Origin of the sequence: Larkinella insperata, assembly GCF_026248825.1 — a bacterium.
GTDB classification, from domain to species: domain Bacteria; phylum Bacteroidota; class Bacteroidia; order Cytophagales; family Spirosomataceae; genus Larkinella; species Larkinella insperata.
Genome location: NZ_CP110973.1, coordinates 2,481,910 through 2,508,158, shown reverse-complemented (window position 1 = coordinate 2,508,158; position 26,249 = coordinate 2,481,910). Strand labels below are relative to the sequence as shown.

Below are 26,249 nucleotides of genomic sequence, written 5' to 3'. Positions count from 1 at the left end.
ATGGCGGCTTCCCACTATTTCGATTTTCATTTTCACCCGGTTTTTAAACAGTTTATTTGTGATTTTGAAGGGCAATATCCTTCGAGCCGGGCGGCAGAAACGCTGCTGGAACCCATTGATCTGAAAAACCCGCTGACCGATTTTCTGGAAGAAGAATTTCTTCATATCCTGGAAAGTCAGTCCTGCTTCAGTCAGCTCAAGTCAGGCCAGGTAACGCTGGGCGTGGCCAACATTGCCCCGATTGAACGGCTTTTCGCCCAGAAACAGGGCTTGTTTGGTTTTGTCCTGAACTCCAGTTTTTTCACCAGCCCGGTTGATCAGACCTACATGGATAAAATCCGGACGGGCCAGATTTCGTACTATCAGCTGTTCATTCGGGAACTGAGTTTGTACCAGACGCTGCACCAGGCGGATAAAGTGACGCTGCTCTCCCGCAAAAAACCGGCTCCGCTCGCCACAGACCGACCGAATCTGACCCTGGCACTGGAAGGAGCCCACAGCCTGTGCCGAACGCTGATTGGTCAGCCCGGCAAGCTTGATCTCCTGCATACCAGTGCCTCAACTCCGCTGGTCGACGATTTCAAAGCCCATCCGGCCCTCGACGCGGCCCAGAGTTTACAGCATTTGCAGCAAGCCCTCTGGGATTCCGACCTCGATCTGATGTCGCTCGTCATTACGCACCTGTCGCACATTCCCGAACAGTTGATTGCCACGCACGCGTTTGGTCTCAAAATGCTGAAGGACGAAGCGGCTTACCCGATCGGAAACGGGATTACACCCGCCGGGAAACGCCTGATCGATCAGGCTTACACGCTCCGGGTAAACACGGGCGCTTCCGACGCCCCCAATTCCGAAGCGGCTCCGGTTTTGATTGATATCAAGCACATGAGCTTAAAATCCCGTCTGGACTTTTACGAATACCGCCGGTCGAAAGGCTACCAGTTGCCGATCATCGCGAGCCATATGGGCGTGACCGGCTACTCGGTCGATGAGTGGAAAGCCGCCCTGAACGAAGCAACGGTAATCCGGCTGAAGGCCAGCAACACGCCGGTTGTCAGGGTGGAAACCGAGCGAAGAGTAGCTGGCGAGTGGGGAACCATCAACAAGACGTTTACCTACAATCCGTGGACCATCAATCTGATGGATGAAGACATTGAAGAGGTGCTGAACAGCAACGGTTTGATTGGAATTAGCCTGGACGTGCGGATTCTGGGCTGGCAAAACGCGCTGGGGAAAGGCGAAAAAGAAGAATACCTGTCGGCGGAAGAATTCCGGTTTTTCTTTCCGGATTTATCCAAAAAGCTAGCCGTTGAAAAGATCGATCCGGCCGAATCGTTTCTGGTTCCGACTAAAGAAGAACGGCATCCGCTGGCCATGTGCTTCAACATCCTGCACGTTGTTTCGACCGGCCAGATCCGAACCGACAAAGATCCCTGGCAACACATCACCATCGGCAGCGATTTCGACGGGCTGATCAATCCCCTCATCAACTGCCGGGACGCCAGCAAAACGTCTGCGCTGGAGGCCGCCCTGATTCGGTGGCTGCCCGTGGCCGAAGAAGCGTACCGGAAGGAAAACGGGGGCGGGCAGCTCCTGCCCAAAGACGCAAACGGCCGGGTTGATAATACCGCGCTGAAAACCCTGATCCGGGGTATTTTGTACGAAAACGGGAAGCACTTTATTAACCAGTGGCTTACCCGTTCCCTGTAACGTTTTATAACGTTCTGTAAACAAAACCGGCTCCCGAAAATACCCGGGGAGCTGGTTTTGTTTTGACCTTGAGCCAGCTTTCATACGGTTTTCAAACTCGCGGACCCGCTCCTGAAAGAAGCCGGTTGCTCGTAATCTGTAAGCGGTGAGGGCATTTTTGCCTACCTTTGGTTTTTGCCAACCACCGTTTTCTTGCTGATGAGACTACTTGTTGCCCTTCTGCTCGGCCTAACGCTTTCGTTTTCACTTTTTGCCCAATCCGACAACGCTTATAACCTTCTCCCCTTTCCGGCCCAGTTTTCGGGCCAGGGCGGTCAGTTCACCGTCACGGCCGCAACGCGGGTTTTGGTGGGGGCCAAAGACGCGGGCCAGCGTGCTGCCGCCCAGACGCTGGTTACGCAACTAAAAGCCGCCAGCGGTTTGCCGGTTGCCGTTGCCCCCACGACGCCCGCCCTAGTAAGAGGCAAACACATTGTTTTTCAGGCCCACAAAGCCGGAAAATGCGGCCCCGAGGGGTACATCCTGAACGTATCGCCCAACCGGGTTGTGGTGGAAGCCGAAACCCCGAAAGGCTACTTTTACGCCGTCCAGACGTTGCTGCAACTCTTGCCGACCGAGGTGTTTAGTCCCGCGAAAGTGACCGGCGTAACGTGGGCCATTCCGGCCTGCCAGATTCTCGACCGGCCGCGCTACGCCTACCGGGGCCTGATGCTCGACGTAAGCCGTCATTTCATGCCGGTGTCGTTTGTCAAACGGTTCATCGACCTGATGGCGCTGCACAAGTTCAACACCTTCCACTGGCACCTGACCGACGATCAGGGCTGGCGGATTGAGATCAAGAAGTACCCCAAACTGACGCAAATCGGCTCGAAGCGGAAGGAAACCGTGGTTGGGCACAACGCCGAAAATTACCCGTTCAAATACGACGGCAAAGAATACAGCGGTTTCTATACGCAGGAGCAGATCAGGGATGTCGTTCGGTACGCGGCTGCCCGGCACATCACCATCGTTCCGGAAATTGAAATGCCCGGCCACGCGCTGGCGGCCCTAGCTTCCTACCCTGAATTTTCGTGCGATCCGGCCAAGAAATACGAAGTGGCCACCCGTTGGGGTATTTTCAAAGACGTGTACTGCCCGAGCGAACCCACCTTTGCGTTTTTGCAGAATGTGCTGACGGAAGTAATGGCCCTGTTTCCCGGTAAATACATCCACATCGGCGGGGATGAATGTCCGAAAGATGCCTGGAAAGCCAGCGCGTTCTGCCAGGATTTGATCAAAAAGCTGAAGCTGAAAGACGAAGACCAGTTGCAGAGTTACTTCATTCAGCGGATGGAAAAGTTTGTTAACTCGAAAGGCCGGGCCATCATTGGCTGGGACGAAATTCTGGAGGGCGGGCTGGCCCCCAACGCAACGGTTATGAGCTGGCGCGGCACCGAAGGCGGGATTGAAGCCGCCAAACAAAAGCACAATGTGGTGATGACGCCCGGCGAATTCTGCTACCTGGACCAATACCAGGGCAATCCGACGCAGGAACCACTGGCCGCAGGAGGGTATCTGCCCATCGAAAAGATGTACAGCTACGAGCCCACCCCCGCCGAATTAGCGCCCGATCAGCAGAAGTTTATTCTGGGCGTACAGGGCAACGTCTGGACTGAATACATCCCGACCACCCAGCAGGTCGAATACATGGTTTTTCCGCGGGCGTCGGCGCTGGCCGAAGTCGGCTGGATGCCCAAAGGACCGCGCAACTTCGAGGATTTTGCCATGCGGCTGAAAGAACACCTCAAACGGCTTTCGTACCTGAAGGTCAATTATTCCAAACGCCTGCTCGACGTCCGGGCCGTTACGCAGTTTACCGATGCCGATCAGTTGCAGGTGCGGCTGGAGAAGCTCGATTCCGACAGCAAGATTTATTACACCACCAACGGCAAACAACCGTCAACATCTTCCACCGAATACGCAACGCCGATTTCGCTGAAGAAAACCACGACCATCAAAGCCATCACCACCGCCGGGGCGCAGTTCGAGGAAACGTTTTACATCCACCGGGCGAAGGGCAAACCGTATACCTACGCAAACACGGCCGCCGAGAAATCCGACCCGAACCGGAAAAAACTGACCGACGGACAGGTGGCCCAAAGCCCGCGCAACAAGTCGGAATGGGTTACGGTGTTGGGCAACGACCTGGAAGTAACCATTGACCTGGGTGACGTTCGGCCCGTCACGAAAGTTTCCGCCAATTTTCTGAAACGCATCACCTACAACGATTTCCCACCCACTTCCGTCGAAATCGGCTTGTCGCAGGACGGCGCGACGTACAAAGACGCCATCAGTCAGCCGGTGAAATACGAGCTGGAAGGCTCGTGGGGAATGCTGCCCGTGGTGGCCGATTTTAAAACCGCCCGGGCGCGGTACATCCGCATTCGGGCCAAAAACGCGGGTCCGGCGCCGGCGGGTCTGCCGCGCGAAGGATTGCCCACCTCGGTTAGCGTGGATGAGGTGGTGGTGGAATGACAAAATCGGTATCTTTACCAAAAGACCGACGAAACCATGACCCCATCATCCAACCGACTGCAAACGCTCGACGCCGTTCTAGACGGCCTGATGAGCCGCTACCGGGAGCGCGTGCCGGACGTATTAGGCATCATTAACGCGCTGGTCGACGAGAAGGTGATTCCGTCGGCCGACGCCATTGAAAACGACCATATTGCTTTCCGGACGATGGGCGTACCGAGCCTGGGCATCCAGTCGTTCGAGAAGATTTTTCTGCACTACGGCTACGAAAAGCGCGAACCGTACGATTTCAAGGAAAAGAAGCTGAACGCCTACTGGTACAGCCCGCCGAAACCGCACTACCCGCGCATTTTCGTCAGCGAGCTGCGGGTGCGCGACCTGTCGGACGAAGCGCAGCACATTATTTACCGGTATACGGATTCGGTGGTTTTCGATCCGGTTGACGGCCTGGATCTGGACGATGCCCAGGCCGTCGACCAGTTTTTGCACCAGCCGCTCTGGCAAACGCCCACGCGGGAAGACTACCTGACCCTGCTGGCCGAAAGCGAATATGCCGCCTGGGTCATTTACAACCGGTATTACCTAAATCACTTCACGATCAGCGTTCATAACCTGAAACCGGGCTACAACACCATTCAGGCGTTTACGGACTTTCTGGAGAAACGCGGTTTCAAGCTCAACAACGCGGGCGGCAAAATCAAGATCAGTCCGGACGGAGGCTTGTTGCAGGCTTCGACGGTGGCGCAACTGCTGGACGCAGAGTTTGCCAACGGCCAGACCCACCGGATTGCGGGTTCCTACGTTGAGTTTGCCGAACGGCGCGTCCTGCCCGAATTCCAGCACCTTCCGCCCGACCAGATCCGGCGCGAACACCGGCGCGACGGTTTCGAAGCCGGAAATGCCGACAAGATTTTTGAAAGTACGTTTACCTCGCAGACGGGAAAAAGCTAGAACCGTTGCGTCAGCCATTAACAAACCGTAAAGTTGACTCCGAAATGGGCCAACTTTTTTACATTTGCGGCCATTCTGATTTCTTCCGCTTATGAAAAAACTAGCCATCCTGACCCTGCTCGGTTGTACGGTTTGGGCAGCCTGCCGTACTCCGAAAACTGCACAAACCGCTTCCGATAGCGAAAAAGCTGTCACCACCCTCGCCTTCGGTTCGTGCAGTGACCAAAAACGCCCCACACCGCTCTGGGACGACATTGTGGCCCAGAAACCGGATGTCTGGATCTGGCTCGGCGATAATATCTACGGTGATTCGGAGAACATGGACACCCTGCGGGCGAAGTACGACAAGCAGAAGTCGAACCCCGGTTACGCCCGGTTGCGGCAGTCCAGCCGGATCATTGGCGTCTGGGATGATCACGATTACGGGGTCAACGACGGTGGCAAGGAATACCCGCACCGGACGGAGAGCCAGCAGTTGATGCTGGATTTTCTGGATGTGCCCCCCAGCGATCCGCTGCGTAAGCAGGAAGGCGCCTATTCGGCACACGTCTACGGGCCGAAGGGGCAGCGCGTAAAGGTCATTTTGCTGGACGGCCGGTATTTTCGCGATCCGCTGAAGAAGGAAAACAAGGCAAACGTGCCCGACCCGTCTGCCGATATGCTGGGCGAAACGCAGTGGCAATGGCTCGAAAAGCAATTGACCAATTCCGACGCGGAGGTGCACATCATCGGCTGCGGAATTCAGTTTCTGGCCAACGACCACGTTTATGAAAAGTGGGGCAACTTCCCGACCTCCCGCCAGCGGCTTTTCGACTTGCTGGGGAAAACCAAACCGAAGGGGGCCATCCTGATCAGCGGGGATCGGCACATTGCCGAAGTGTCGAAGACGAGCGTGCCGGGACTGGGCTACGATTTGTACGACATCACCAGCAGCGGGTTGACGCACACCTCCAAACCCCGCGAAGAACCCAACGCCCTGCGCGTTGGTAAAGTCATCTTTGACCTGAATTATGGTTTGTTTACTTTCAACTGGAACCAGAAACCGCTCACGGTTACCGTACAGATCAAGGGCGACAACCAGGCGACGTATTTAACGCAGGAGATCCGTTTTTAGCCAAACTTTTACTGGCCTAAGTCGCTCGAAATCGTTATATTGGGAAAATAACCTTTCCCGCCATGTATCAGGAAAAACAACAATTCAGGCAGCCCTGGCTTTGGGCGCTTCTCATCGGTGTTTTCGGTTTGGCGCTGTACCGGCAAGAGCCTATTTCTGTTGGTATCGTCGTGGCCGTCCTGGGCCTGTTCTGGGTTTTACGGCTGGAAACCCGAATTGACGAAGAAGGCATCTCCTACCGCTGGTTTCCTTTTCAGCTTCGTCGCCGGGTTATCCGCTGGAATCAAATTCAGCAGGTTACTGTCCGAAATTACTCGGCACTGGGCGAATTTGGTGGCTGGGGAATGCGGTATTCCTGGAACGGAACGGCCTACACGGTATCCGGCAACGCCGGTCTGGATATCAGAATAAAAGGCAAAAGACGGTTTTTACTCCTCGGTACCCAGCGCCCCGATGAGGTCCGCCCATTGCTGGAACGGGAGCCATTACGTGTCTCCTGATTTTACTGACGTACTGCTATAACCCGAAGCCGTTTGTAGTCGGCATACCAGCGACCGTCGCGGAACAGCACGGGTTTCAGAGCGGCCCGGGTGGCTTCCAGCACAGCCGCCCGGTCAGTAGCCGAAACGCCTTCGAAGAAGTTCGGGCCAAATTGCTCAATCCAGTCGATCAGTCCGTTTTCCGGATCATCCAAAAGCGTATCCCGGTCGTAATGTTGGGCAAGCTGCACGCGGAAACCGTGTTTCTCCAGAACCGATGCGTATTCGCCAACCGACGGGAAATACCACCAGGAAACCGTCTGATTGTAGCCCCGCTGCCCCAGCTGGCGAATCACCTCGTCTGTGATTTGCTGGACATTTCCCTTCCCGCCAAATTCGGCAACCAATCGCCCACCCGGCTTCAAATGCCCATGCATCTGCCGGACTACGGCTTCAGAGTCGGTAATCCAGTGCAGCGTTGCATTTGAAAAAATGGCATCGAAGCGGTGCGGTAACTGGAAACGGGTTGCGTCCGCCAACTGAAAATTCAGGTCGGGAAACTGCTGCCGGGCTTTGAGCAGCATCGGTTCGGAAGCGTCCAGACCCATTACCGTGGCGCCCCGGTCGGCAATCTGCCGGGTCAATTCGCCGGAACCGCAACCCAGGTCCAGGATCACTTCGCCCGGTTGCGGATTCAGTACGTCAATCAAACCTGCGCCGTACTGGAAAACAAACGCGTGCTTTTCGGTGTAGAGATCAGCGTTCCACTGCATATTTTTTCATGGCTAAGATGGTTTCCGGAACTACGTCTGGATCACGCCCACGTTGAACGGTTTCGTGATCGGTGCCTGGTTGGCAGCTTCGATGCCCATCGAGATCCAGGTGCGGGTTTCGAGCGGATCAATGACCGCATCGACCCAGAGCCGGGAGGCCGCAAAATACGGAGACAGCTGCTCGTTGTATTGGGCCGTAATTTTTTGAAGCAATTCCTGTTCCTTCTCCGGCGTGATGGTTTCCCCTCTGGCTTTCAACGATGCCACCTGAATCTGCAACAGCGTTTTGGCCGCCGACGCCCCACTCATGACCGCCATCTGCGCCGTGGGCCAGGCTATCATCAGCCGGGGGTCGTAAGCTTTGCCGCACATGGCGTAGTTGCCCGCCCCGTACGAATTGCCCACCACCACCGTAAACTTCGGCACCACGGAATTCGCCATCGCATTGACCATTTTGGCGCCGTCCTTGATGATTCCGCCCTGCTCCGACCGGCTGCCCACCATGAACCCCGTTACATCCTGCAAAAACACCAGCGGTATTTTTTTCTGGTTGCAGTTCATGATAAACCGCGCGGCTTTGTCAGCCGAGTCGGAATAGATAACGCCCCCCATCTGCATCTCGCCCGGGCCGTTGGTGCCGCCCACACCCGTCCGGCCTTTCGCTTTCACCACCTTCCGCTGGTTGGCCACAATGCCCACCGCCCAGCCGTCGATTCGGGCGTAACCGCACAGGATGGTCTGGCCGTACAACTCTTTGTATTCGTCGAACTCGGAGTTATCCACCAACCGGGCGATGATCTCGCGCATGTCGTACGGTTTGACACGGTCGTTGGGCAGCAGGCTATAGATTTCCTCATGGTTCTGGGCGGGTAAAATCGCTGTCGTTCGGTTGAAACCGGCTTTTTCCGGCTCCCCCATTTTGTCGAATATCCGGCGAATGGCCTCCAGACAGCTTTTATCGTCGGGATACTTGTTGTCGGTCACGCCCGAAATTTCGCTGTGGGTGCTGGCTCCGCCGAGCGTTTCGGCATCAACATCCTCCCCAATTGACGCTTTGACCAGATACGGACCGGCCAGAAAAATGGAACCGGTGCCCTCCACAATCAGGGCTTCATCTGACATAATCGGCAGGTAAGCGCCCCCGGCCACGCAGCTCCCCATGATGGCCGCCACCTGAACAATGCCCAGCGCCGACATCTGGGCGTTGTTCCGGAAAATCCGTCCGAAATGCTCTTTATCGGCGAATACTTCGTCCTGCAGCGGCAGGTAAACGCCCGCACTGTCAACCAGGTAGATAATCGGCAGACGGTTTTCCATCGCGATTTCCTGCGCCCGGAGGTTCTTTTTGGCCGTAATCGGAAACCAGGCCCCGGCTTTAACGGTCGCGTCATTGGCGACGATGACACATTGCCGCCCCGATACATAACCCAGGCCCACCACGACGCCCCCCGAGGGGCAGCCGCCGTGTTCAGCGTACATGCCTTCGCCGGCAAACAAGCCGATTTCGAGGAAAGTCGAACCGTTATCGATCAGGTAGTCGATGCGTTCGCGGGCGGTGAGTTTGCCCTTGCGGTGCTGGTCGTCGATTTTCTTCGGGCCACCGCCGAGTTTGGCTTGAGCAGCCTTACGGGTTAATTCGTCCAGGAGTGGCGTCATGATGATCAGGCAGGTTAGTATCCTTAAAACTAAAAAGACCTGCAAGGTTATCAAACCCCACAGGTCTTTGCATGTTTGCGGGTCTGTTATTGGGTCGAATCCGAAACGATGACGGTAGCACTCTGGGCGGGCGTGGCCGTAGCCGATTTCTTTTCTTTCCGGCCAAAAAGCGAGAAGTGGACATACCGTTTCGGGTTTTCGCGGAAATCGGTCAGCAGTTTCTCCAGGCTGGCGGTAGCCCCGTTGACGTTTTTGTAAAGCGCTTCGTCACCTTTCAACTTGCCGATGGTGCCTTTGCCGCTGTTAATGTCCGCCAGCATCTGCTGCAATGTGCTGATGGACTGGTTGGCACTCGCCAGTGTCTGACCCAGTTTTAGGGCGTTAAGTGAATCAGCAAAAGTGCTAGCTTTGGTCAGCAACGGTTTTACTTCCTTTTCCGTCTGGGCCAGCGACGCCGACAGGTTGCTCAGGTTGGTCATCAACCGCCGGATGCTCTCCCGGTTTTCGCCAACGGTCAGTTGCAGGGTTCCGGTGGTAGCTTCTACACCTTCGAGCGTCTTATTGAGAATCAGCCCGGTACGGTCGAATTGTTTAACGATCCGGTTCAGGTTAACGGTCAGCGAATCCACGCTATTTAGAACGGGCAGCGTTTTTTCTTTGATCAAGGCCGTTATTCCTGCTTCTTTCCCGCTGACGAGCGTGTCCCCGCTCTCCATCTGGGTAGTCGACGGATTGATTTGCAGGATGATCACTTTGCCCCCCAGCACCCCGGCATCCGCCAGAATGGCTTTGGTGCCTTGTCCAATTCGGATTTGCTTGTCGACATCGAGCGTAACCAGCAGTTGGTTGTTTCGCGTTTGCAAAATATCAATCCGATCCACGCGGCCAACGCTTAATCCATTGAGTTGTACTGGGTTCGAGGCCGTCAGACCGTCAACATTGTCGTATACAACCAGGTATTTATTGGACCGGGAAAATATGTCGGAACCCTTGAGGAAGTTAAATCCGAAATAGAGCATCACCAGTGTCACCACGGCCAGAATGCCTACTTTTGCTTCTTTTGAAAGTTTCATGCGTGGATTGTGAAGGGATGAATGATTAGCATGGTTTCCTGGTTAAGAATGGTTGAAATGATTGAATGGTTCAGTATGAGTCACCAGAACCTATCAACCAGCGTTCAGCCATGAACGAATTAACCATTTAACCACGCGTTCATTCAACAATAAAAACTGTTGCGAAGTTAGCAACATCTAGTTACCCTTCCGCATCTACCTCGCCTTTATACGCCTTAAAAGCCCGGAAAATGGCGTTGGCCAATTCATGCTGCCCTTCTTCGGAAGCCAGGTACCGCTCTTCATCCGGGTTGGTAATGTAACCCGTTTCGACCAGTACGCTGGGCATGGTGGTGCGCCAGAGCACCAGGAACCCCGCCTGTTTGACGCCCCGGCTAGGCCGTTCGGCGTTTTTCTTAAAGCTCCACTCCACTTTCTGGGCAAAATCGACGCTGCTGTTCATGAAGGCGTGCTGGTAGTTGGCCAGCATGATGTGCGCCAGGGGCGAGTCGGGATCAAAACCCTGGTAATTTTCCTTATAATTGCTTTCTTTCAAAATAACCGCATTTTCCCGCTTGGCCACATCCAGGTTACCATTGGTTTTGTGCAGACCCATGGTGTAAGTTTCCGTACCGTTGACGCGACTGGAGGACGGACTGGCGTTTACGTGAATCGAAATGAACAGATCAGCTTTGTTGCGGTTGGCAATGGCCGAGCGTTCGTTGAGTTCGATGAAGACGTCCGTCGTGCGCGTAAAAACCACTTTTACACCCGGCAGCTCCTCCTTGATTCGTCGGCCCAGTTCCAGGGCAATCTTCAGGACAATACGGGATTCACGGTTGCGTTTGGTCATGGTACCGGGGTCTTTTCCGCCGTGGCCGGGGTCGAGCACGACGGTTCGCAGGCGTCCGGGTTTGACTTCGGCCGGTTCCTGATCCTGTTTTGGATTATCCTGCGGCAAAACCGGTTTCATACCGGGTAAAACGACCAGAAGAAGCGTGGCAATCAGAAAAGTACCCGCAATCCATAGCGATCGACCGGTGTTTTTAACTACCGTTCCCGAAGCTTTAATAATTTTTAACAGGTTTAACCGTTTCAAGGCAGTGATTGGAATGAAGTTAGCTACTAACTTTGTAATTCGGCTTACCGGAATCCGATTGGCAATTCACTCTGACGATCGACAGCGTAAGCCAGCGCTGTATTACGGGCAAATATAATTTTTTTGATAAAACTGAAAAACACATACTTTATTTTACGGAACCTGGTTAGTTGCCTGCTCGTTCTGCTCCCGCTGGTTATTCACGCCCAGCAAAAGCCGGTACGTCGTACTGTTCCGGCCTTCACTCCGCGTTCGACGACTCCCATGTCTGCGACGGTAACCGGTAATTCGGTGGTAGTTGATACCACGCGTCAGGATTCGCTTCGCGTATCGCGGCCGGATTCCGTCAATGCCAGCGGTGATTTGCAGACCACGGTTAATTATTCCGCCAAAGATTCAACCCTCTTCGACGCCACTGGCCAGATTGTTGAACTTTTTGGCGATGCCAAAGTCGATTACGGAGACATCCACCTGACGGCGGCCTACATCAAACTCAACTGGACTACCAACGAAGTTTTTGCCCAGGGACGGTATGATTCCACGGCAAAAAAGATGGTTGGACTTCCTGTCTTTCAGGACAATAGTGGGCGGTACGACACCCAGGAAATCCGCTATAACTTCAAGACCCGGAAAGGTTTTATCAAGGGCGTTATTACGGCGCAGGGCGAGGGCAACGTGCGCGGAAAAACCGTTAAAAAAGACGCGGAAGACAATCTGTACATTCGAAACGCCATCTACACGACCTGTAACCTGACCACCCCCCACTTTCACATCAACGCCAGTAAGATCAAAGTTGTTCACAACAAGCAGTTGATATCCGGCCCGTTCAATCTGGTCATAAACGACATTCCCACGCCGTTGGCATTGCCGTTCGGCTTTTTTCCCGTCCCCAAGAAAAACGAAATCGGAACGTCCGGGCTGATTTTTCCGCAATACGGGGAAGAGCCCAATGGCCGCGGCTTTTACCTGCGCGACGGCGGTTATTATTTTGCCATCAGCCAGTACGTCAACGCCAGCATTCGGGGGCAGATCTACTCCAACGGAAGCTGGGGTCTTGGTGTTACATCTGAATACCTCAAACGGTATCGCTTCGGTGGTAATTTCTCGCTGACCTACGCCCGAAACCGTACCCGGTCGCTATTTGACGAAACACCGCCCAGCAACGACTTCAGCATCGTTTGGTCGCACTCGCCCCGCCCCCGCGGCAACTCCCAATTTTCGGCGAACGTCAACGTCAGCAGCAACAGCTACAACCAGTTGAACACCCCGCTTTCCTCGGGCCGCTACGTGTCCAATGCGGCCAACTCGGGCGTCAACTTCAGCCGCAAATTCGGGCAGTATGTGACCAGTTCGGCCAACCTGAACGTTAGCCAAAACTTCGGGCGGTTCAACCCAAATACCAACCGACGGGAAAACGGTCAGACCAATATTTCATCAGGGGTCAACTTCGGGGTTGCGCAGATTGCACCCTTTGCCCTGAAGGGCGGTACCGGTCGCTGGTACGAAAGTTTCCGTCTGGGGCTGGATTTCAACTCGCAGATAACCGTTAACAACACCGTCCGCAAAGTTGACACGACGGGTCTGGGCTTTCCGATCTTTACCAATCTGACGTATTTGGGTGACCCTCTGCAAAGCGTACGCGACAGTCTGGAAGCAGTCCGCAATCAGGATATTTATAGCAGTACCAGCCTGCTTCCGTTTAATGCCGCCAACCTGCCCACCATTCTTAACAACGCGCAGATTACGACCCGGTATTCGCTGCCCATTTCTCTGCCGAACTTCAAGCTTGCCCGCTACCTGAATTTTACGCCGGGAGTTTCCCTGAGCGGAGATATCTACACCAAATCGTTGCAATACGTCTATTTGCAGGATCGCCGGTCGGTCCGGGTCGATACGATTTCCGGCATTTCCGCTACCTACTTCCTCTCGTTCAGTGCCTCGATGAACACCCGGGCCTACGGAACGTTCTTTGTTCGTGCGGGGCGTCTGGAAGCCATTCGACACACCATCGCGCCGTCGATTTCGTTCAGCTATACACCAGACCTGTCCAGCGCCTTTACAACCACCCTAGACCAGTTTCGTGACCCTTACGACTCGTCCAGGCCCCTCCGGGTTTCGCGCTACCGGGGCCTGGGCGGCACGGCCGGTTCTACCACCTACACCAGTCGGTCAGCGGCTATCAGCTACAGCATCGTCAACCAGATCGAAATGAAGCTCCGGTCGCGCAGCGATTCGGCCAAGAGTGAGTTCGAGAAAGTCTCGCTGTTCGACAACATCAGCCTGGCGGGTTCGTACAACCCGTATGCCTCCCGCTTCAAGTTGTCGCCCGTCAACCTAAGCGCTAACACCCAGATTCTGAAGAAAATCAGTTTTAACTTCTCGGCGGTATTTGACCCTTACGCTTATAATAGCAACGTTCCGACACCGACGGGGGTCTACCTGATTCCGGATCAGTCTTACTTTATCCAGACGGGGCCTTACGTCAATGTTTTCCGGCTAAATAAAATTAACAGCCTGGCCATTACGGAAGGACAAGGCCTGGCGCATTTGCAGAACATGAATTTTTACCTGAGCACGCAGTTTGCCCCCAAAGGGGCAAAGAAGCAGAAGGTAGCCCCGAATCCGCAAAATCAGACGCCTACCGATGCCGCCGAACTGCGCAACATCAACCGGAACCCCGAAGATTACGTGGATTTTAACATTCCCTGGAGTGTTAACCTGAGCTATACCTTCAGCCTGACGAAACTCACCCCCATCGAGAGCCAGATCATTCAGGCCCTCCAGGTCACGGGTGACCTGAGCCTGACCCCCAAGTGGAAGGTCTCCGTACAGACGGGCTTCGATTTCGCGGCCAAAGCGCCCTCGCTGACTACCATCACGGTTCACCGGGATCTGCATTGCTGGGATATGAATTTCAGTTATACGCCGTTTTCCGGCAACCGGCTCCGTTCCAATTTTTATTCGTTCGACCTTCGGGTAAAGTCGGCCATCTTGCAGGATTTGAAAATCAGCCGCCGGCGCTCAACGGGTGGATACGGTTATTATTGAGTAGCCGACAAGCAACATTCGGGCAACGTTACATTGCCCAAAATTACGTCCATAAGCCTTCACCGGCTTTTTCCAGAAGCTTGAATTTGGGCCGTCCTCTACAAAGTTTACTTACGCTTTATCACCAGCGGAAAAAGATCCATTGCCGAATTAGTTAGTAACCGGCCTTCAACTGTTTGAGTTTACCGAACCCAAAAACCAAAAAGGGCGGCCCACGTTGGTGGGCCGCCCTTTTGAGCTAACTTACTTTTATAGCCTATTAGCGAGTGCCTTTCTTCTTGTTTTTGTCAGCGGCTGGCGTTGCCGGAGAAGCAGCAGCGGTCTCTTTCGAGGTAACCTCACCCGTCAGTGTCAGGGGAATGGATGACCGTTCTGCGTTGCTCACTACGGTTACGTTCTTGTTGAACGAGCCCATCGAAGCCGCATTGTACGTGGCTTTCACGAACCCTTTCTGACCCGGCATAACAGCACTTTTGGTCCAGTCAGGCGTGGTACAGCCGCAGGAAGGTTGAGCGCTGGAGATAACGACGGGATCCGTACCGGTGTTGGTAAATTCAAATGTGTACGTAACCGGCGTTCCTTGCGGAACCTTGCCAAAATCGTGCGACTCTTTAGTGAATTTAATGACGCCTTTCTGAGCGAAAGAAACCGTCGCAAACGCCAGAAAAACTACGATTAGTGAGAAAGCCTTTTTCATTTCTTTTAAAAAATTTAGTTACAAACAAACGGGTAAACAACTTTACAATCCTATTCTGTTACAAAAGGTTTGCCAACATTTATTTGGTGCCTGTTCGCTTAACAAAGAAAGGCAAAATTTCGTTTTTTTGAAAGCTGCCAAACTTTATATTATTTTTACTCCGACCGCCGGAGTTACTTTGTTTGTTCAAAAATTCTGCGTTTTCGGTATCTCACTGAAACACAACAAGAACCTTTTGAACAGGCAGTGAAACGCAAACGAGAACCTCTTAAACTGTGGCCGTTCTGTGATTGCAAACGAACAACTGAACATAACCGATACACTGACGCCGGAAAAAATCCTGCAGGACTATCGACTGGCTTGCGAGAGCCGGGCCGCCAGCCTGCTGGGTCGGCGCGAAGTGATGGGGGGACGAGCTAAGTTCGGCATCTTCGGCGACGGCAAAGAAGTTGCCCAGCTGGCAGCCGCCCACGCTTTCCGGGCCGGAGACTTCCGTTCGGGCTACTACCGCGATCAAACGTTTGTAGCGGCCCTGGGCGAACTGACCTGGACCGAATTCTTCGCCCAGCTTTACGCCCATACCGACCTCGAAGCCGATCCGAACTCGGGCGGCCGCCAGATGAACGCCCACTATGCCACGCGCTGGCTCGATGAAAACGGCCTTTGGCGTGACCAAACTAAACTCTATAATTCCGTTGGTGATATTGCCCCGACGGCAGGCCAGATTCCAAGATCCATCGGCCTGGCCTACGCATCGAGGCTGTATCGTCAAAACCCGCATCTGCATGTTTTGACGACATTTTCCCGAAATGGTAACGAAATTACTTTCGGAACCATTGGTGACGCGTCGACCACGCAGGGGATGTTTCTGGAAACCATGAATGCCGCTGGTGTTCTGCAGGTTCCGCTCCTGATGTCGGTCTGGGACGATGGCTACGGCATTTCCGTTCCGGTTGAGTACCAGACCACGAAAGGCAGCATCTCCAAAGCCCTGGCCGGTTTGCAACGCACGGAGACGGAAAAGGGAATCGAAATTATGACGGTGAAAGGCTGGGACTACTTGGCCCTGATCGAAACCTACCAGAAAGCTGCCCGCCTTTGCCGGGAAGAACACGTCCCGGTTCTGGTACACGTTCAGGAACTTACGCAGCCGCAGGGCCACTCAACCTCCGGTTCGCACGAACGGTACAAAAGCCCCGAACGACTGGAATGGGAACGCCAGCACGACTGCAACCGGCAGTTTCGCCAGTGGATTCTGGAAAACGGCTACGCCACCCACGACGAGCTGGATGCCATCGAACGGGATGCGGCCCGGGTGACCAAAATTGCCCGTCAGGAAGCCTGGAACGCTTACCTGACTTCCCTTAAAGGAGATTACGAGGAAGCGATGCTTCTGCTGAAGCAAGCAACCGAAACCGCCCAAACAAGCGAACCCATTGCCAAACTCCGGGAGCAGTTGCGGACAACGCACGTACCCATCCGTCGGGATGCCGTTGCGGCCGTAAAACGGGCGTTGCGGTATTTAACTACCGAAGATTCTGAAGCTAAACAAGGGTTGCTGTCGTGGCTGAACCGCACCAGCGCCGAGAATGAAGAACGCTATAGCTCGCATTTGTACAGCCAGTCGCCGGATTCGCCCCTGAAGATAACGCCAATACCGGCCCACTATACAGACGAAAGCCCGCTGATCGACGGTTATCAGCTGATGCAACGGTATTTTGACAGTCTTTTTGCCCGCGATGCCCGGGTAGTAGCCATCGGTGAAGACGTTGGGCACATTGGTGACGTAAACCAGGGATTTGCCGGTTTGCAGGAAAAATACGGCAAACTTCGCATCACCGACACCGGAATTCGGGAAACCACCATCATCGGTCAGGGTATCGGTATGGCGATGCGCGGACTGAAACCAATCGTTGAAATTCAGTACTTTGACTATGTATTTTATACACTGGCAACGCTGACCGACGATCTGGCTACCCTGCATTACCGCACCAAAGGCGGTCAGAAAGCACCGGTTATCATCCGCACACGGGGCCACCGGCTGGAAGGCATCTGGCACTCCGGTTCGCCCATGAGCGCCATGATCAACAGCCTGCGCGGAGTGCACGTTCTGGTGCCCCGCAACATGACCCAGGCGGCCGGTTTTTACAACACGCTCGTCAAAGGCGACGACCCGGCCCTGCTGGTCGAACCGCTGAACGGCTACCGGCTGAAAGAGCGTTTACCGGAAAACCTGGACGAATTTTGCCTGCCGCTCGGCGTTCCGGAAACGTTGCGCAACGGCTCCGACATTACCATTGTCACGTACGGTTCGATGTGCCGGATTGTGCTGGAAGCCGCCGAGCACCTCGAGCAATTCAATATTGACGCGGAAGTGATCGACGTACAGACGCTGTTGCCGTTTGACCTCTCTCATTCGATTGCGGAGTCGATCAAAAAGACAAACCGGGTTCTGTTTGCCGACGAGGATTTTCCCGGGGGTGCTTCGGCGTACATGATGCAGCAGGTGGTTGAGGATCAGGACGCGTATCACTACCTCGATTCGGCCCCGCGCACGCTCTCGGCCAAGGCCCACCGCCCGGCCTACGGCTCCGACGGTGATTATTTTTCGAAGCCCAGCGTGGAAGATGTTTTCGATGCCGTGTACGAGATCATGAACGAATCCGACCCGGCCCGCTTCCCGAAACTATACTAGGAAAAGTACCGTTTCAGTCTTTCGGCTTCAAAAAAACCGCCTGCCCGCCGGATGCCAAGAGCCTGACGGTTAGCTTGTCTTTGGCGGTCACCGTCCGAACGGTTTTCCGAACGTTACCGGCCCCGTCGTCTTCGTGGCATTCCGCCGTGTATGACTTACCAACCGGCAGAAACGTCAGCGGAAGGGTTACGGTACGGGCTTCGGTACTGGTGATGGTGCCGAGATACCAGTCGGCCCCCTTGCGCCGGGCAACGGAAACCCACTGCCCGGGTGTTCCGTCCACTACTCGCGTATCTTCCCATACCGTCGGCAGGTTTTTCCAGAACGCAATTTCCTCCCGATTGGGGAAATCCTGCGGTTTGCCGTACCAGTAAAGGTATTGCAGGGGGCTAAAGTAGATCACTGGCAGGGCCAACTGATGGCATTTTGTATTCTTCAGGCGGGGTTGGTTGAAACAAAACGTATAGTCGGCCGCTCCGGCAATGAAGCGAGTGAAGGGCAGAACCGTATTGTGGGTAGCATCCGGCCATTCCTCGTTGCCCCGAACTCCCTCCTGGGTCAGCAGATTCGGGAACGTGCGGCTAAAACCGGTGGGGCTGTATTCGTCGTGAACATCCACCACCATCTGATGCTGAGCGGCTTTCCGAATGGCTTCGTGCAGCCATACCGTCCACCGGTGTGAGCCGGTATGCACAAATCCGAATTTAATGCCACTAACACCCCAGCTTTTGTAGAGCGGCAGAATGGCGTCCAGCTGCCGTTCCAGGGCCCGGTGGTTAACGTATAAAATCACCTTCCTGCCTTTGGAACGCGCGTATTGAATGGCCGCGGGCAGATCCAGATCGCCTTTTGGGTTGCGCCGGGGGTCAACCGAAACCGTGGTGGCATCGGACCCCACTTCGTACTCGTACCCGTACCAGCCTGCGTCGAAATGGATGTACTCAATGTTCTGTTCCACCGCAAAATCAACCAGCTTCTGCGCTCCGGAGGTCGATAACGTCACTTCCCGCATAACTTTCCCCGGCTGAATCCAGCTCACCTCTTTGAGCTGATTAGGCGGATTCAAATTCTGAATCAGGTAATTATGTTCCAGCAGATCGCCGGGCCGGTTGCCCACCAGCACCACCCGCCAGGGCAAGGCATACGGCGATGTTTCGGTTACTTCACCGAATGATTGGCTAACCAGTTGACCTTCTTTTGCGGTACTCAACCGGATGCGGGGGTAATTGACCTGTTCAGCCTGCGCAATACAGGCCCAGGAACCATCGGCTAATTTCAGCGTAACGGGCAGTTCGGCGGGCCGGGTCCATCCGTTCGGCGCCCGCTCTTCGTAACTTCCCTGCGCGTGATCGGTAAAATACGCTTTGGTGCCACTCGGCAAGGTAAAATGGGTCCGTTCCTGACCGATGTCCAGAATCTGGGTCCGCATGTTCTCCGGGAAATAATACCGGAACGCAATGCCTTCGTCATAGGCCCGGGCAATCACCTGCAACATCCCCCGATCGGTTGTGCGGTGTTGTAAGGTAATAATCAGCTCATTAAAGCGGTCCGAAATCAGCGCGCGTTCACCCCAAACCGGCTTCCAGGTTGTGTCGCGCCGGGTCCGGGCTACGGAAATGATCCGCAGATCACGGTCCCAGTCGGGCCGGCCGCTGTTCGGGTTGCTAATCAGGCCCAGCGCCGATGGCAGAATAACCGGCCGGTTCTGATCCTGAATTTCGTACGTGGGAATTCCTTCCGCCCCCACGGAAAAAGCGAACCGCAGCCGGCCATTGGGCGAGCGAACCACCAGCGAATCGGGCGTCTGGGCCGCCAAACCGGTAGGCAGCAGAACGGAAAGAAAAACCAGGTAGTAGAGATGATGAGTCAGCTTATTCATTCTTTTAAAAGCAAGAGTTCGCTGGTTTTTAATGCTTGGCCCTTATCTTTCCGTTTATTAATCAGTCCAAATAAATTTCGAAAAATCAGAAAGTTTCAGGCGCTGAGAAACTTTATCCGCCTTGTTTCCTCTTTATTTTTATAAGCAGGAATTACTTTTGTTACCAATGAATCAATATTTTAAAGATATACAGGAGGGTATCCAAACTACGCTGACGGGGCTTAAGCTTACGTTTCGGCATCTTTGGAATGCCCGCCAAAGCCGCCCACCGATCAACGTCCAGCAACCGGACTATTTCGGACAGGACACGGGGATTGTCACGCTCCAGTATCCATTTGAAACCATTCCGCTGCCGGATAACGGCCGCTACCGGCTTCATAATGAAATCGACGATTGCATCGTCTGTGATAAATGCGCCAAAGTTTGCCCGGTCGACTGCATCACCATTGATGCCATCAAGGCCACCGAAGAAGTCGGGAAAGCGTCGGACGGTTCGCCCATTCGTCTTTATGCGGGCAAATTCGACATTGACATGGCCAAATGCTGCTACTGCGGCCTTTGTACCACCGTTTGCCCCACTGAGTGTCTGACGATGACCAAAACCTACGACTTCAGCGAGTTTGAGTTGGGCAACATGACGTACCACTACGCTAATCTGTCGCCCGAACAGGCGGATGAGAAGCGGGCGTTATACGAGCAGTTTGTGCGGGAAAAAGAAGAGCTCAAAGCCCAGCAGGCCGCGGCCAAAGTGGCTCCGGCGGACGCCCCGAAAAAGCCCGTCTTCCGGCCTGGCATGAAGCCCGCGGCAAAACCCGTTGAACCGGAAGCCGCCGAAACCGCCCCTGCGGCCGAAACTCCGGCTCCGAAACCGCGCCCGGTGTTCCGCCCCACCTTAAAAACTCCGGCAAATGAACCGCCGAAAGAAGAGCAGAAACCGTTGGCGGAGCAAAATTCGGCCGGATCGGCGGCAGAACATCCCCTGACGGATGCGACGCCCGATGAAGCGGAGAAAATTGCGATGGAAGGGTTGGAAGAACCGGCCAAACCGGCCCCGAAACCAGCGTTCCGGCCTACGCTTCGACCGAAAACCGCCCCACCGGCGGAAGGCGTTACGCCCACAGAAGCCAAAGGCCTGGATGAAGCGGCTGCGGATGAATCCAAACCGGTCTCCGCTAAACCGGCCTTCCGGCCCTCAATGCGGCCCAAGTCAGCCCCAACGGATGCAGAAGCCAAGGCGACCGAGTCCGCAGCTTCGGAGCAGCCAGCAGCGGAAGAACCCAAAGCCGTTGCGCCGAAGCCGGCCTTTCGGCCCACCATGCGACCCAAATCGACACCTTCCGACGAAACAAAAGCCGTTGAAGACCCGAAAACCAGTGAGTCCGCAGCTTCGGAGCAACCGGCTGCCGAAGAGTCCCAACCAGCAGTTGCTAAACCAGCCTTCCGGCCCACGATGCGGCCCAAAACGCCACCGGTTACCGGCGGGGAGGTGAAACCGGCGGAGGAGCCTAAACCCGTTGAGCCGCCTGTCTCCGAACAGCCTGCGACGGATGAAGCGAAACCCATTGCGGCCAAACCGGCGTTCCGGCCCACCATGCGGCCCAAAACGGTGCCAACTCCGCGCGTTGAGGAGCCTAAACCGATTGAGCCGGTTGCCGAGAAAACCGAAACTCCGGAAGCTTCCGCAGCGGAGGATGCAGAACCCGCTCCCACCGAAGCGGCCAAGCCGCGTCCGGCGTTCCGGCCGACTATGAAGCCGAAAACACCGCCTGAAAACGAATCCTAATTATCCCGTATAACCGTGGTTCAGATTGTTTTTTATCTGTTTGTTCTTTTCACACTTGGCTCGGCGCTGACGGTTTTGCTGACAAAGAATGTCCTGTACGCGGCCTTCTTTCTGCTGCTGACCCTGCTCGGCGTTGCCGGGCTGTTTGTGCTGGCGGGCGCCGATTTTCTGGCCGTTTCGCAAATCATGATTTATGTTGGCGGGGTGCTGGTGCTGATCATTTTCGGTGTGATGCTTACCCATAAAAACCAGTCCCAACAAACGGAGTACACGCAGCCCAACTACATCCTGACTCAGCACCGAAGCTGGCTGTGGGCGTTGCTGGTGGCCGGAGGCATTTTCAGTGTACTATACACGGCTCTGGTGCGGGGTGACTACGTGCTGCTTCAGCAAGGAGCTTCGACCTACCGCCCAACGGTGGATACGATTGGGCGGCAACTGATGACCGAATACCTGGTTCCGTTTGAAATTGCGGGGGTGTTGCTGCTGGTGGCACTGATCGGGGCCACAACCATTGCCAGTTCGTCAAGAAATAAATGAGTTGAAGATGGAAATGAACTCCGGAATATTTCTGCTCGTCGGAGCCGCGCTGTTCAGCATCGGCCTGGCTATTGTGCTTCTGAAACGTCACGCGGTTATGGTGCTGATGGGCATTGAACTGATGCTGAACGCTGTCAACCTGAACCTGATCGCGTTTAGCCAAAACGATCCGGAACGGCTGCAAGGACAGCTGTTCAGCCTCTTTGTGATGATTGTGGCGGCTGCCGAAGCGGCCATCGCGCTGGCCATCATCCTGCAGGTCTACCGTCATTTCAATACCGTTCAGCTTGACGAACTGAACGAGCTGAAAAAATAAAAAGCGCAGCCGCGGATTCCGCGGCTGCGCTTTTTACGCTTCATATTCGACAGACTAGTGTAGGGCGTTTTTCCATCAATGGGCAGGCACTTCGCTGGCAACGGGAACCTGGCCGGTCTTTTTGATGGCCGACATACCGCCTTCCACATTCACCAGATTGTCGAAGCCACGGGCTTTCAGAATGGAGGCCGCTACCATGGAACGATAACCGCCCGCGCAGTGTACGTAAACCGGTTTGGTTTTGCTGACTTCCGCCATGTGATCGTTCAGATTATCCAGTGGTAGGTTTTCAGCGCCTTGAACGTGTTCGGCAGCAAACTCGTCGGGTTTACGAACATCCACTACCTGACCTTGCGGATAGCGTTCAGCAAATTGCTCCGCTGAAATGGATTCAACGGTATCCACTTCTTTGCCCGCTTGCTGCCAAGAGGCAAAACCACCGTCGAGGTAACCCATGCTCTGGTCATAACCAACCCGGGCCAACCGCCGAACTGTTTCTTCTTCCTGGCCAACGGGGGTTACCAGCGCGATGCGCTGCTTCAAATCCGGGATCAAGGCCCCAACCCAGGGCGCAAACTGGCCGTTCAGGCCGATATTAATTGAATTGGGGATAAATCCTTTGGCAAACTCCGGTGCGTCACGTACGTCGAGCACCAGCGCACCGGTTTCGTTGACGGCCGCTTCAAACGCATCGGGCGAAAGCGCACGGTCTCCGCGATCCATCACCTCGTCGATGGCTTCGTACCCTTCCTTGTTCAACCGCGCGTTTTCGGCGAAATAAGCGGGCGCTTTGGTTAGGCCATCGAGCACGGCTTTGGTAAACGCTTCTTTCGTCTGCGCCCGGAGTGCGTAATTGAAGCGCTTCTGATTGCCGAGTGTATCCGTGGTTTCCTTACTCATGTTTTTTCCGCAGGCCGATCCGGCACCGTGGGCCGGATAAACGACCACATCGTCTTCCAGCGGAATGATCTTCGTATGCAGGCTGTCGTAGAGCAACCCCGCCAGATCTTCCTCACTCAGGTCGCCTTTGATGGCCAGATCCGGGCGGCCCACATCCCCGATGAACAGCGTATCTCCCGTAAAGATGGCGCGGTTTTTACCGGTTTCGTCGATGAGCAGGTACGTAGTGGATTCGAGCGTGTGCCCGGGCGTATGCAAAACTTTGATGCTAATTTTCCCCAATTTAAACACCTCGCCGTCCTTGGCATGATGGGCTTCGAAGTGGGTTGGAGAATTCGGCCCGTAAATGATGGGTGCCCCGGTTTTCCTGGACAAATCCAGGTGACCAGAAACAAAATCGGCGTGGAAATGCGTCTCAAAAACGTATTTGATTTTAGCACCGTTCCGCTCAGCTTTTTTTAAATAGGTGTCGGTATCCCGCAGGGGATCAATGACGGCAGCTTCACCCTCACTTTCCAGGTAGTAGGCTCCCTGAGCCAGACACCCCGTATACAGTTGTTCAACAATCATGATTTGTTAATTTCTTTAAGCAGCATATACACCGCAACGAATAGTACCAAGCTACCAAAACCGCGTTTTAAATAAACCGGGGATACGAACCGGGCCAGGTAGATGCCGAGCAGGATTCCACAGATGGAAAAAGCTGTAAATTCCAGTAAAAAGGACCAATCCAGATCCCGTCGGTGCAGATCACCCGAAAACCCAACAAACGAATTAACGGCAATGATCAGAACCGACGTTGCCACGGCCCGCCGAATGGGCAAACCCGCCAATAGCACCAGCATGGGCACAATCAGAAACCCACCCCCGGCACCGATAGTTCCCGTCAGCACACCAACACCCAGCCCGTCCAGCGCCAGCAAACCCAGGCGGGGGCGACCGGGAGTGGACTGCGTCAGATTAGGCTGACGAATCATCGCCTGCGCTGCCAGGATCATGACAAAGGCGAAAAAATAGAGAATGGCTTCGTCTTTCGGTAAGCTCACCGAGCCGAAATGAAACAGGGGATCCGGGATGGCCGGAACCAGCAGTCGCCGGGTCAGGAAAACCGAAAAGAACGAAGGAACCGCAAAAGCCGCCGTTACCGTAAAATCGACCTGCTTTTTCAGGGCGTAGCTGATTGAGCCCACCAGCGACGTCGAACCCACGACAAACAGCGAGTAGGAAGTGGCCAGAACGGGCGGAATCTGAAACAGATACACAAAAATCGGCACCGTCAGAATGGAACCGCCCCCGCCCGCCAGACCGATGACCAGCCCGGCCACTACGGCGGCTCCGTAACCGATCAGGTCAGTCAGGTTCATTCATTCGGGAATTTATCGTATAGCCTATAGAATAAGCAGAAAAGCCCCCCGTATTCGAACGGGAGGCTTTTCCAGACTTGGCAATAAGAATTAATGTTTTACAGATCATTCAGTTTACTGTGACGCCGACTGTAGGCAAAATAAACAATCATCCCCAAGAGCAGCCAGACAATCGCCAGTTGCTGGGCCAATCCGCTTAGGTTGAAAATCAGAATCGTATTGACAATAATCCCCAGTGGAGCAATAATGTTTAGCGCCGGAGCTTTAAACGGGCGCTCCCGTTCCGGATCACGGCGACGCAGAATCCAGACGGCCAGACAAACCATAGCAAAGGCAAACAGCGTTCCGAAGCTGGTCATGTCGCCCAACAGGCTAATGGGCGTAAAAGCCGCTACAATAGAAACAATCGTTCCGACCAGAATGGTGCTTTTCCAGGGGGTTTTAAACGTCGGGTGAATCTCGCGGAAGAAGCCCGGTAGTAAGCCGTCTTTGGCCATGCCCAGGAACACGCGGGTTTGACCCAGCATCATCACCAGCATCACCGACACCAGACCAACCGTAGCCGCCAGGGTAATGATGAATACCGCCCAACCTTGTCCGGCTTTATCGAAGGCATAAGCCACCGGGGCCTTCAGCGCATCACCAACAATGTCCTGGTAATTGATCATACCGGTCAGGACCAGCGAAACAAGGATGTATAAAATCGTACAAACCAGTAGCGAGGCAATGATGGCAAACGGCATGTCTTTACGCGGATTGACGGCTTCCCCGGCCTGGGTCGAGACGGCATCAAAACCGATGTAGGCGAAGAAGATAGCCGAAGCACCACTGAGCACCCCTCCCCAGCCGTAGGCTTCATGGGGCTGCCCGTCTTCACCCGGAATGGTAGTCGGTTCGGGAATGAACGGTTTCCAGTTTTCCGGGACGACATAAAACACCCCGACCACAATGACGAAAATAACGGCGGCTACTTTCAAAATCACGATCATGTTGTTGGTGTTGGCGGCTTCTTTGATTCCTTTTATCAGGATGTACGTAACCAGCCAGACGATCAGGAAAGCGGGTAAGTTGATGGCAAATCCTGGGTCGGCCAGACCGTTTTGCTGCGCATAGTTAGCGGCCGAAACCGGATCGTTGCGTAACCAGAAAGGAATATCGATACCGAAGAGGTGAAGCAGTTTATTGAAATAACCCGACCAGCTAACGGCAACTGTCATGGCGCCCATGGCATATTCCAGGATCAGGCCCCAGCCAATCGCCCAGGCAAACAATTCGCCGATGGTTCCGTAAGCATAGGCGTAGGCCGAGCCTTCTACCGGCAGCATGGAAGCAAACTCACCGTAACAAAGTGCCGCGAAAATACAGCCAATACCGGCAACGATAAACGACAATGCCAGGGCCGGACCGGCATGGTAGTGAGCGGCCGTTCCGGTTAACACGAAAATCCCGCCCCCGATAATAGCGCCGATTCCAATGGCGGTTAGGCTCCATTTACCCAGAACCCGCTTTAATTCACTCTTTTGAATGTCCTGTTCAAACAGGTACATTGGCTTTTTGCGCCAGACACTCCGGTCATTGACTGGGGTTTTGGTTTCCATGTAGGAAAGAACGTTTAGGGACTAGTATAAATGTTGACGAAATATTAATTGGCGAATATACCAGTAATGCTACAAAATAAT

Annotated in this window: 19 protein-coding genes; 10 read left to right on the top strand and 9 right to left on the bottom strand. The window is 54.4% G+C overall.

Features of this window, described 5'->3' with window-relative positions; genetic code table 11:
* The 5 genes from OQ371_RS10225 (at position 1) to OQ371_RS10205 (ending at position 6,789) form a co-directional block, all read left to right on the top strand.
* Positions 1-1,710 (top strand): amidohydrolase family protein, encoded by a 1,710-nt coding sequence (locus OQ371_RS10225; protein ID WP_265993661.1) that lies wholly within the window; start codon positions 1-3, stop codon positions 1,708-1,710.
* Between the two features lie 198 nt (positions 1,711-1,908).
* The gene (locus tag OQ371_RS10220; RefSeq protein ID WP_265993660.1) at positions 1,909-4,224 is read left to right on the top strand and encodes a glycoside hydrolase family 20 protein; all 2,316 of its coding nucleotides are present in this window, start codon (positions 1,909-1,911) and stop codon (positions 4,222-4,224) included.
* Between the two features lie 36 nt (positions 4,225-4,260).
* The gene (locus OQ371_RS10215; RefSeq protein WP_265993659.1) at positions 4,261-5,175 is read left to right on the top strand and encodes a DUF1338 domain-containing protein; all 915 of its coding nucleotides are present in this window, start codon (positions 4,261-4,263) and stop codon (positions 5,173-5,175) included.
* A gap of 91 nt (positions 5,176-5,266) precedes the next feature.
* On the top strand, positions 5,267-6,289 hold the full coding sequence (locus OQ371_RS10210; RefSeq protein ID WP_265993658.1) for an alkaline phosphatase D family protein: 1,023 nt from the start codon (positions 5,267-5,269) through the stop codon (positions 6,287-6,289).
* 62 nt (positions 6,290-6,351) lie between these two features.
* Positions 6,352-6,789, top strand: a complete 438-nt coding sequence (locus tag OQ371_RS10205) for a hypothetical protein (protein WP_265993657.1) — start codon at positions 6,352-6,354, stop codon at positions 6,787-6,789.
* Between the two features lie 2 nt (positions 6,790-6,791).
* Here the strand turns inward: OQ371_RS10205 and OQ371_RS10200 are convergent, their stop codons facing one another.
* The 4 genes from OQ371_RS10200 to OQ371_RS10185 all read right to left on the bottom strand — a co-directional run bounded on the left by OQ371_RS10200 (position 6,792) and on the right by OQ371_RS10185 (position 11,222).
* The gene (locus tag OQ371_RS10200) at positions 6,792-7,541 is read right to left on the bottom strand and encodes a class I SAM-dependent methyltransferase (RefSeq protein WP_265993656.1); all 750 of its coding nucleotides are present in this window, start codon (positions 7,539-7,541) and stop codon (positions 6,792-6,794) included.
* 30 nt (positions 7,542-7,571) lie between these two features.
* Positions 7,572-9,197, bottom strand: a complete 1,626-nt coding sequence (locus OQ371_RS10195; protein WP_265993655.1) for an acyl-CoA carboxylase subunit beta — start codon at positions 9,195-9,197, stop codon at positions 7,572-7,574.
* Positions 9,198-9,283: 86 nt separating this feature from the next.
* The gene (locus tag OQ371_RS10190; protein WP_265993654.1) at positions 9,284-10,270 is read right to left on the bottom strand and encodes an MlaD family protein; all 987 of its coding nucleotides are present in this window, start codon (positions 10,268-10,270) and stop codon (positions 9,284-9,286) included.
* Between the two features lie 181 nt (positions 10,271-10,451).
* Complete coding sequence (locus OQ371_RS10185; RefSeq protein ID WP_265993653.1) at positions 10,452-11,222, bottom strand: N-acetylmuramoyl-L-alanine amidase family protein; 771 nt, start codon at positions 11,220-11,222, stop codon at positions 10,452-10,454.
* 249 nt (positions 11,223-11,471) lie between these two features.
* On the opposite strand from OQ371_RS10185, the gene OQ371_RS10180 reads away from it, so the two are divergent.
* Entirely contained in the window at positions 11,472-14,396 is a 2,925-nt protein-coding gene (locus OQ371_RS10180; protein WP_265993652.1) for a putative LPS assembly protein LptD, read from the top strand.
* Positions 14,397-14,655: 259 nt separating this feature from the next.
* On the opposite strand, the gene OQ371_RS10175 is transcribed toward OQ371_RS10180, so the two are convergent.
* Complete coding sequence (locus OQ371_RS10175; RefSeq protein WP_265993651.1) at positions 14,656-15,093, bottom strand: DUF1573 domain-containing protein; 438 nt, start codon at positions 15,091-15,093, stop codon at positions 14,656-14,658.
* A gap of 286 nt (positions 15,094-15,379) precedes the next feature.
* Here OQ371_RS10175 and OQ371_RS10170 point away from each other — a divergent pair, with 286 nt between their 5' ends.
* The gene (locus OQ371_RS10170) at positions 15,380-17,788 is read left to right on the top strand and encodes an alpha-ketoacid dehydrogenase subunit alpha/beta (RefSeq protein ID WP_265993650.1); all 2,409 of its coding nucleotides are present in this window, start codon (positions 15,380-15,382) and stop codon (positions 17,786-17,788) included.
* Positions 17,789-17,801: 13 nt separating this feature from the next.
* On the opposite strand, the gene OQ371_RS10165 is transcribed toward OQ371_RS10170, so the two are convergent.
* A complete protein-coding gene (locus OQ371_RS10165; protein WP_265993649.1) occupies positions 17,802-19,667 on the bottom strand; it encodes a glycoside hydrolase family 97 protein in 1,866 nt (621 codons plus the stop codon).
* A 166-nt stretch (positions 19,668-19,833) separates the two neighbouring features.
* Between OQ371_RS10165 and OQ371_RS10160 the strand changes: the two genes are divergently transcribed.
* From OQ371_RS10160 to nuoK, 3 genes are read left to right on the top strand one after another with little or no spacing between them, the layout of a single operon-like run.
* Positions 19,834-21,450, top strand: coding sequence for a 4Fe-4S dicluster domain-containing protein (locus OQ371_RS10160; protein ID WP_265993648.1), 1,617 nt, complete (start codon positions 19,834-19,836; stop codon positions 21,448-21,450).
* 15 nt (positions 21,451-21,465) lie between these two features.
* On the top strand, positions 21,466-21,990 hold the full coding sequence (locus OQ371_RS10155) for an NADH-quinone oxidoreductase subunit J family protein (protein WP_265993647.1): 525 nt from the start codon (positions 21,466-21,468) through the stop codon (positions 21,988-21,990).
* Between the two features lie 7 nt (positions 21,991-21,997).
* A complete protein-coding gene (gene nuoK / locus OQ371_RS10150) occupies positions 21,998-22,306 on the top strand; it encodes an NADH-quinone oxidoreductase subunit NuoK (RefSeq protein WP_265993646.1) in 309 nt (102 codons plus the stop codon).
* A 75-nt stretch (positions 22,307-22,381) separates the two neighbouring features.
* On the opposite strand, the gene OQ371_RS10145 is transcribed toward nuoK, so the two are convergent.
* The 3 genes from OQ371_RS10145 to OQ371_RS10135 all read right to left on the bottom strand — a co-directional run bounded on the left by OQ371_RS10145 (position 22,382) and on the right by OQ371_RS10135 (position 26,168).
* A complete protein-coding gene (locus OQ371_RS10145; protein ID WP_265993645.1) occupies positions 22,382-23,776 on the bottom strand; it encodes an MBL fold metallo-hydrolase in 1,395 nt (464 codons plus the stop codon).
* The gene (locus OQ371_RS10140; RefSeq protein ID WP_265993644.1) at positions 23,773-24,570 is read right to left on the bottom strand and encodes a sulfite exporter TauE/SafE family protein; all 798 of its coding nucleotides are present in this window, start codon (positions 24,568-24,570) and stop codon (positions 23,773-23,775) included. Before OQ371_RS10140 ends, OQ371_RS10145 begins: the two co-directional genes overlap by 4 nt.
* A 98-nt stretch (positions 24,571-24,668) precedes the next feature.
* The gene (locus tag OQ371_RS10135; protein WP_265993643.1) at positions 24,669-26,168 is read right to left on the bottom strand and encodes an APC family permease; all 1,500 of its coding nucleotides are present in this window, start codon (positions 26,166-26,168) and stop codon (positions 24,669-24,671) included.
* Positions 26,169-26,249 lie beyond the last annotated feature (81 nt).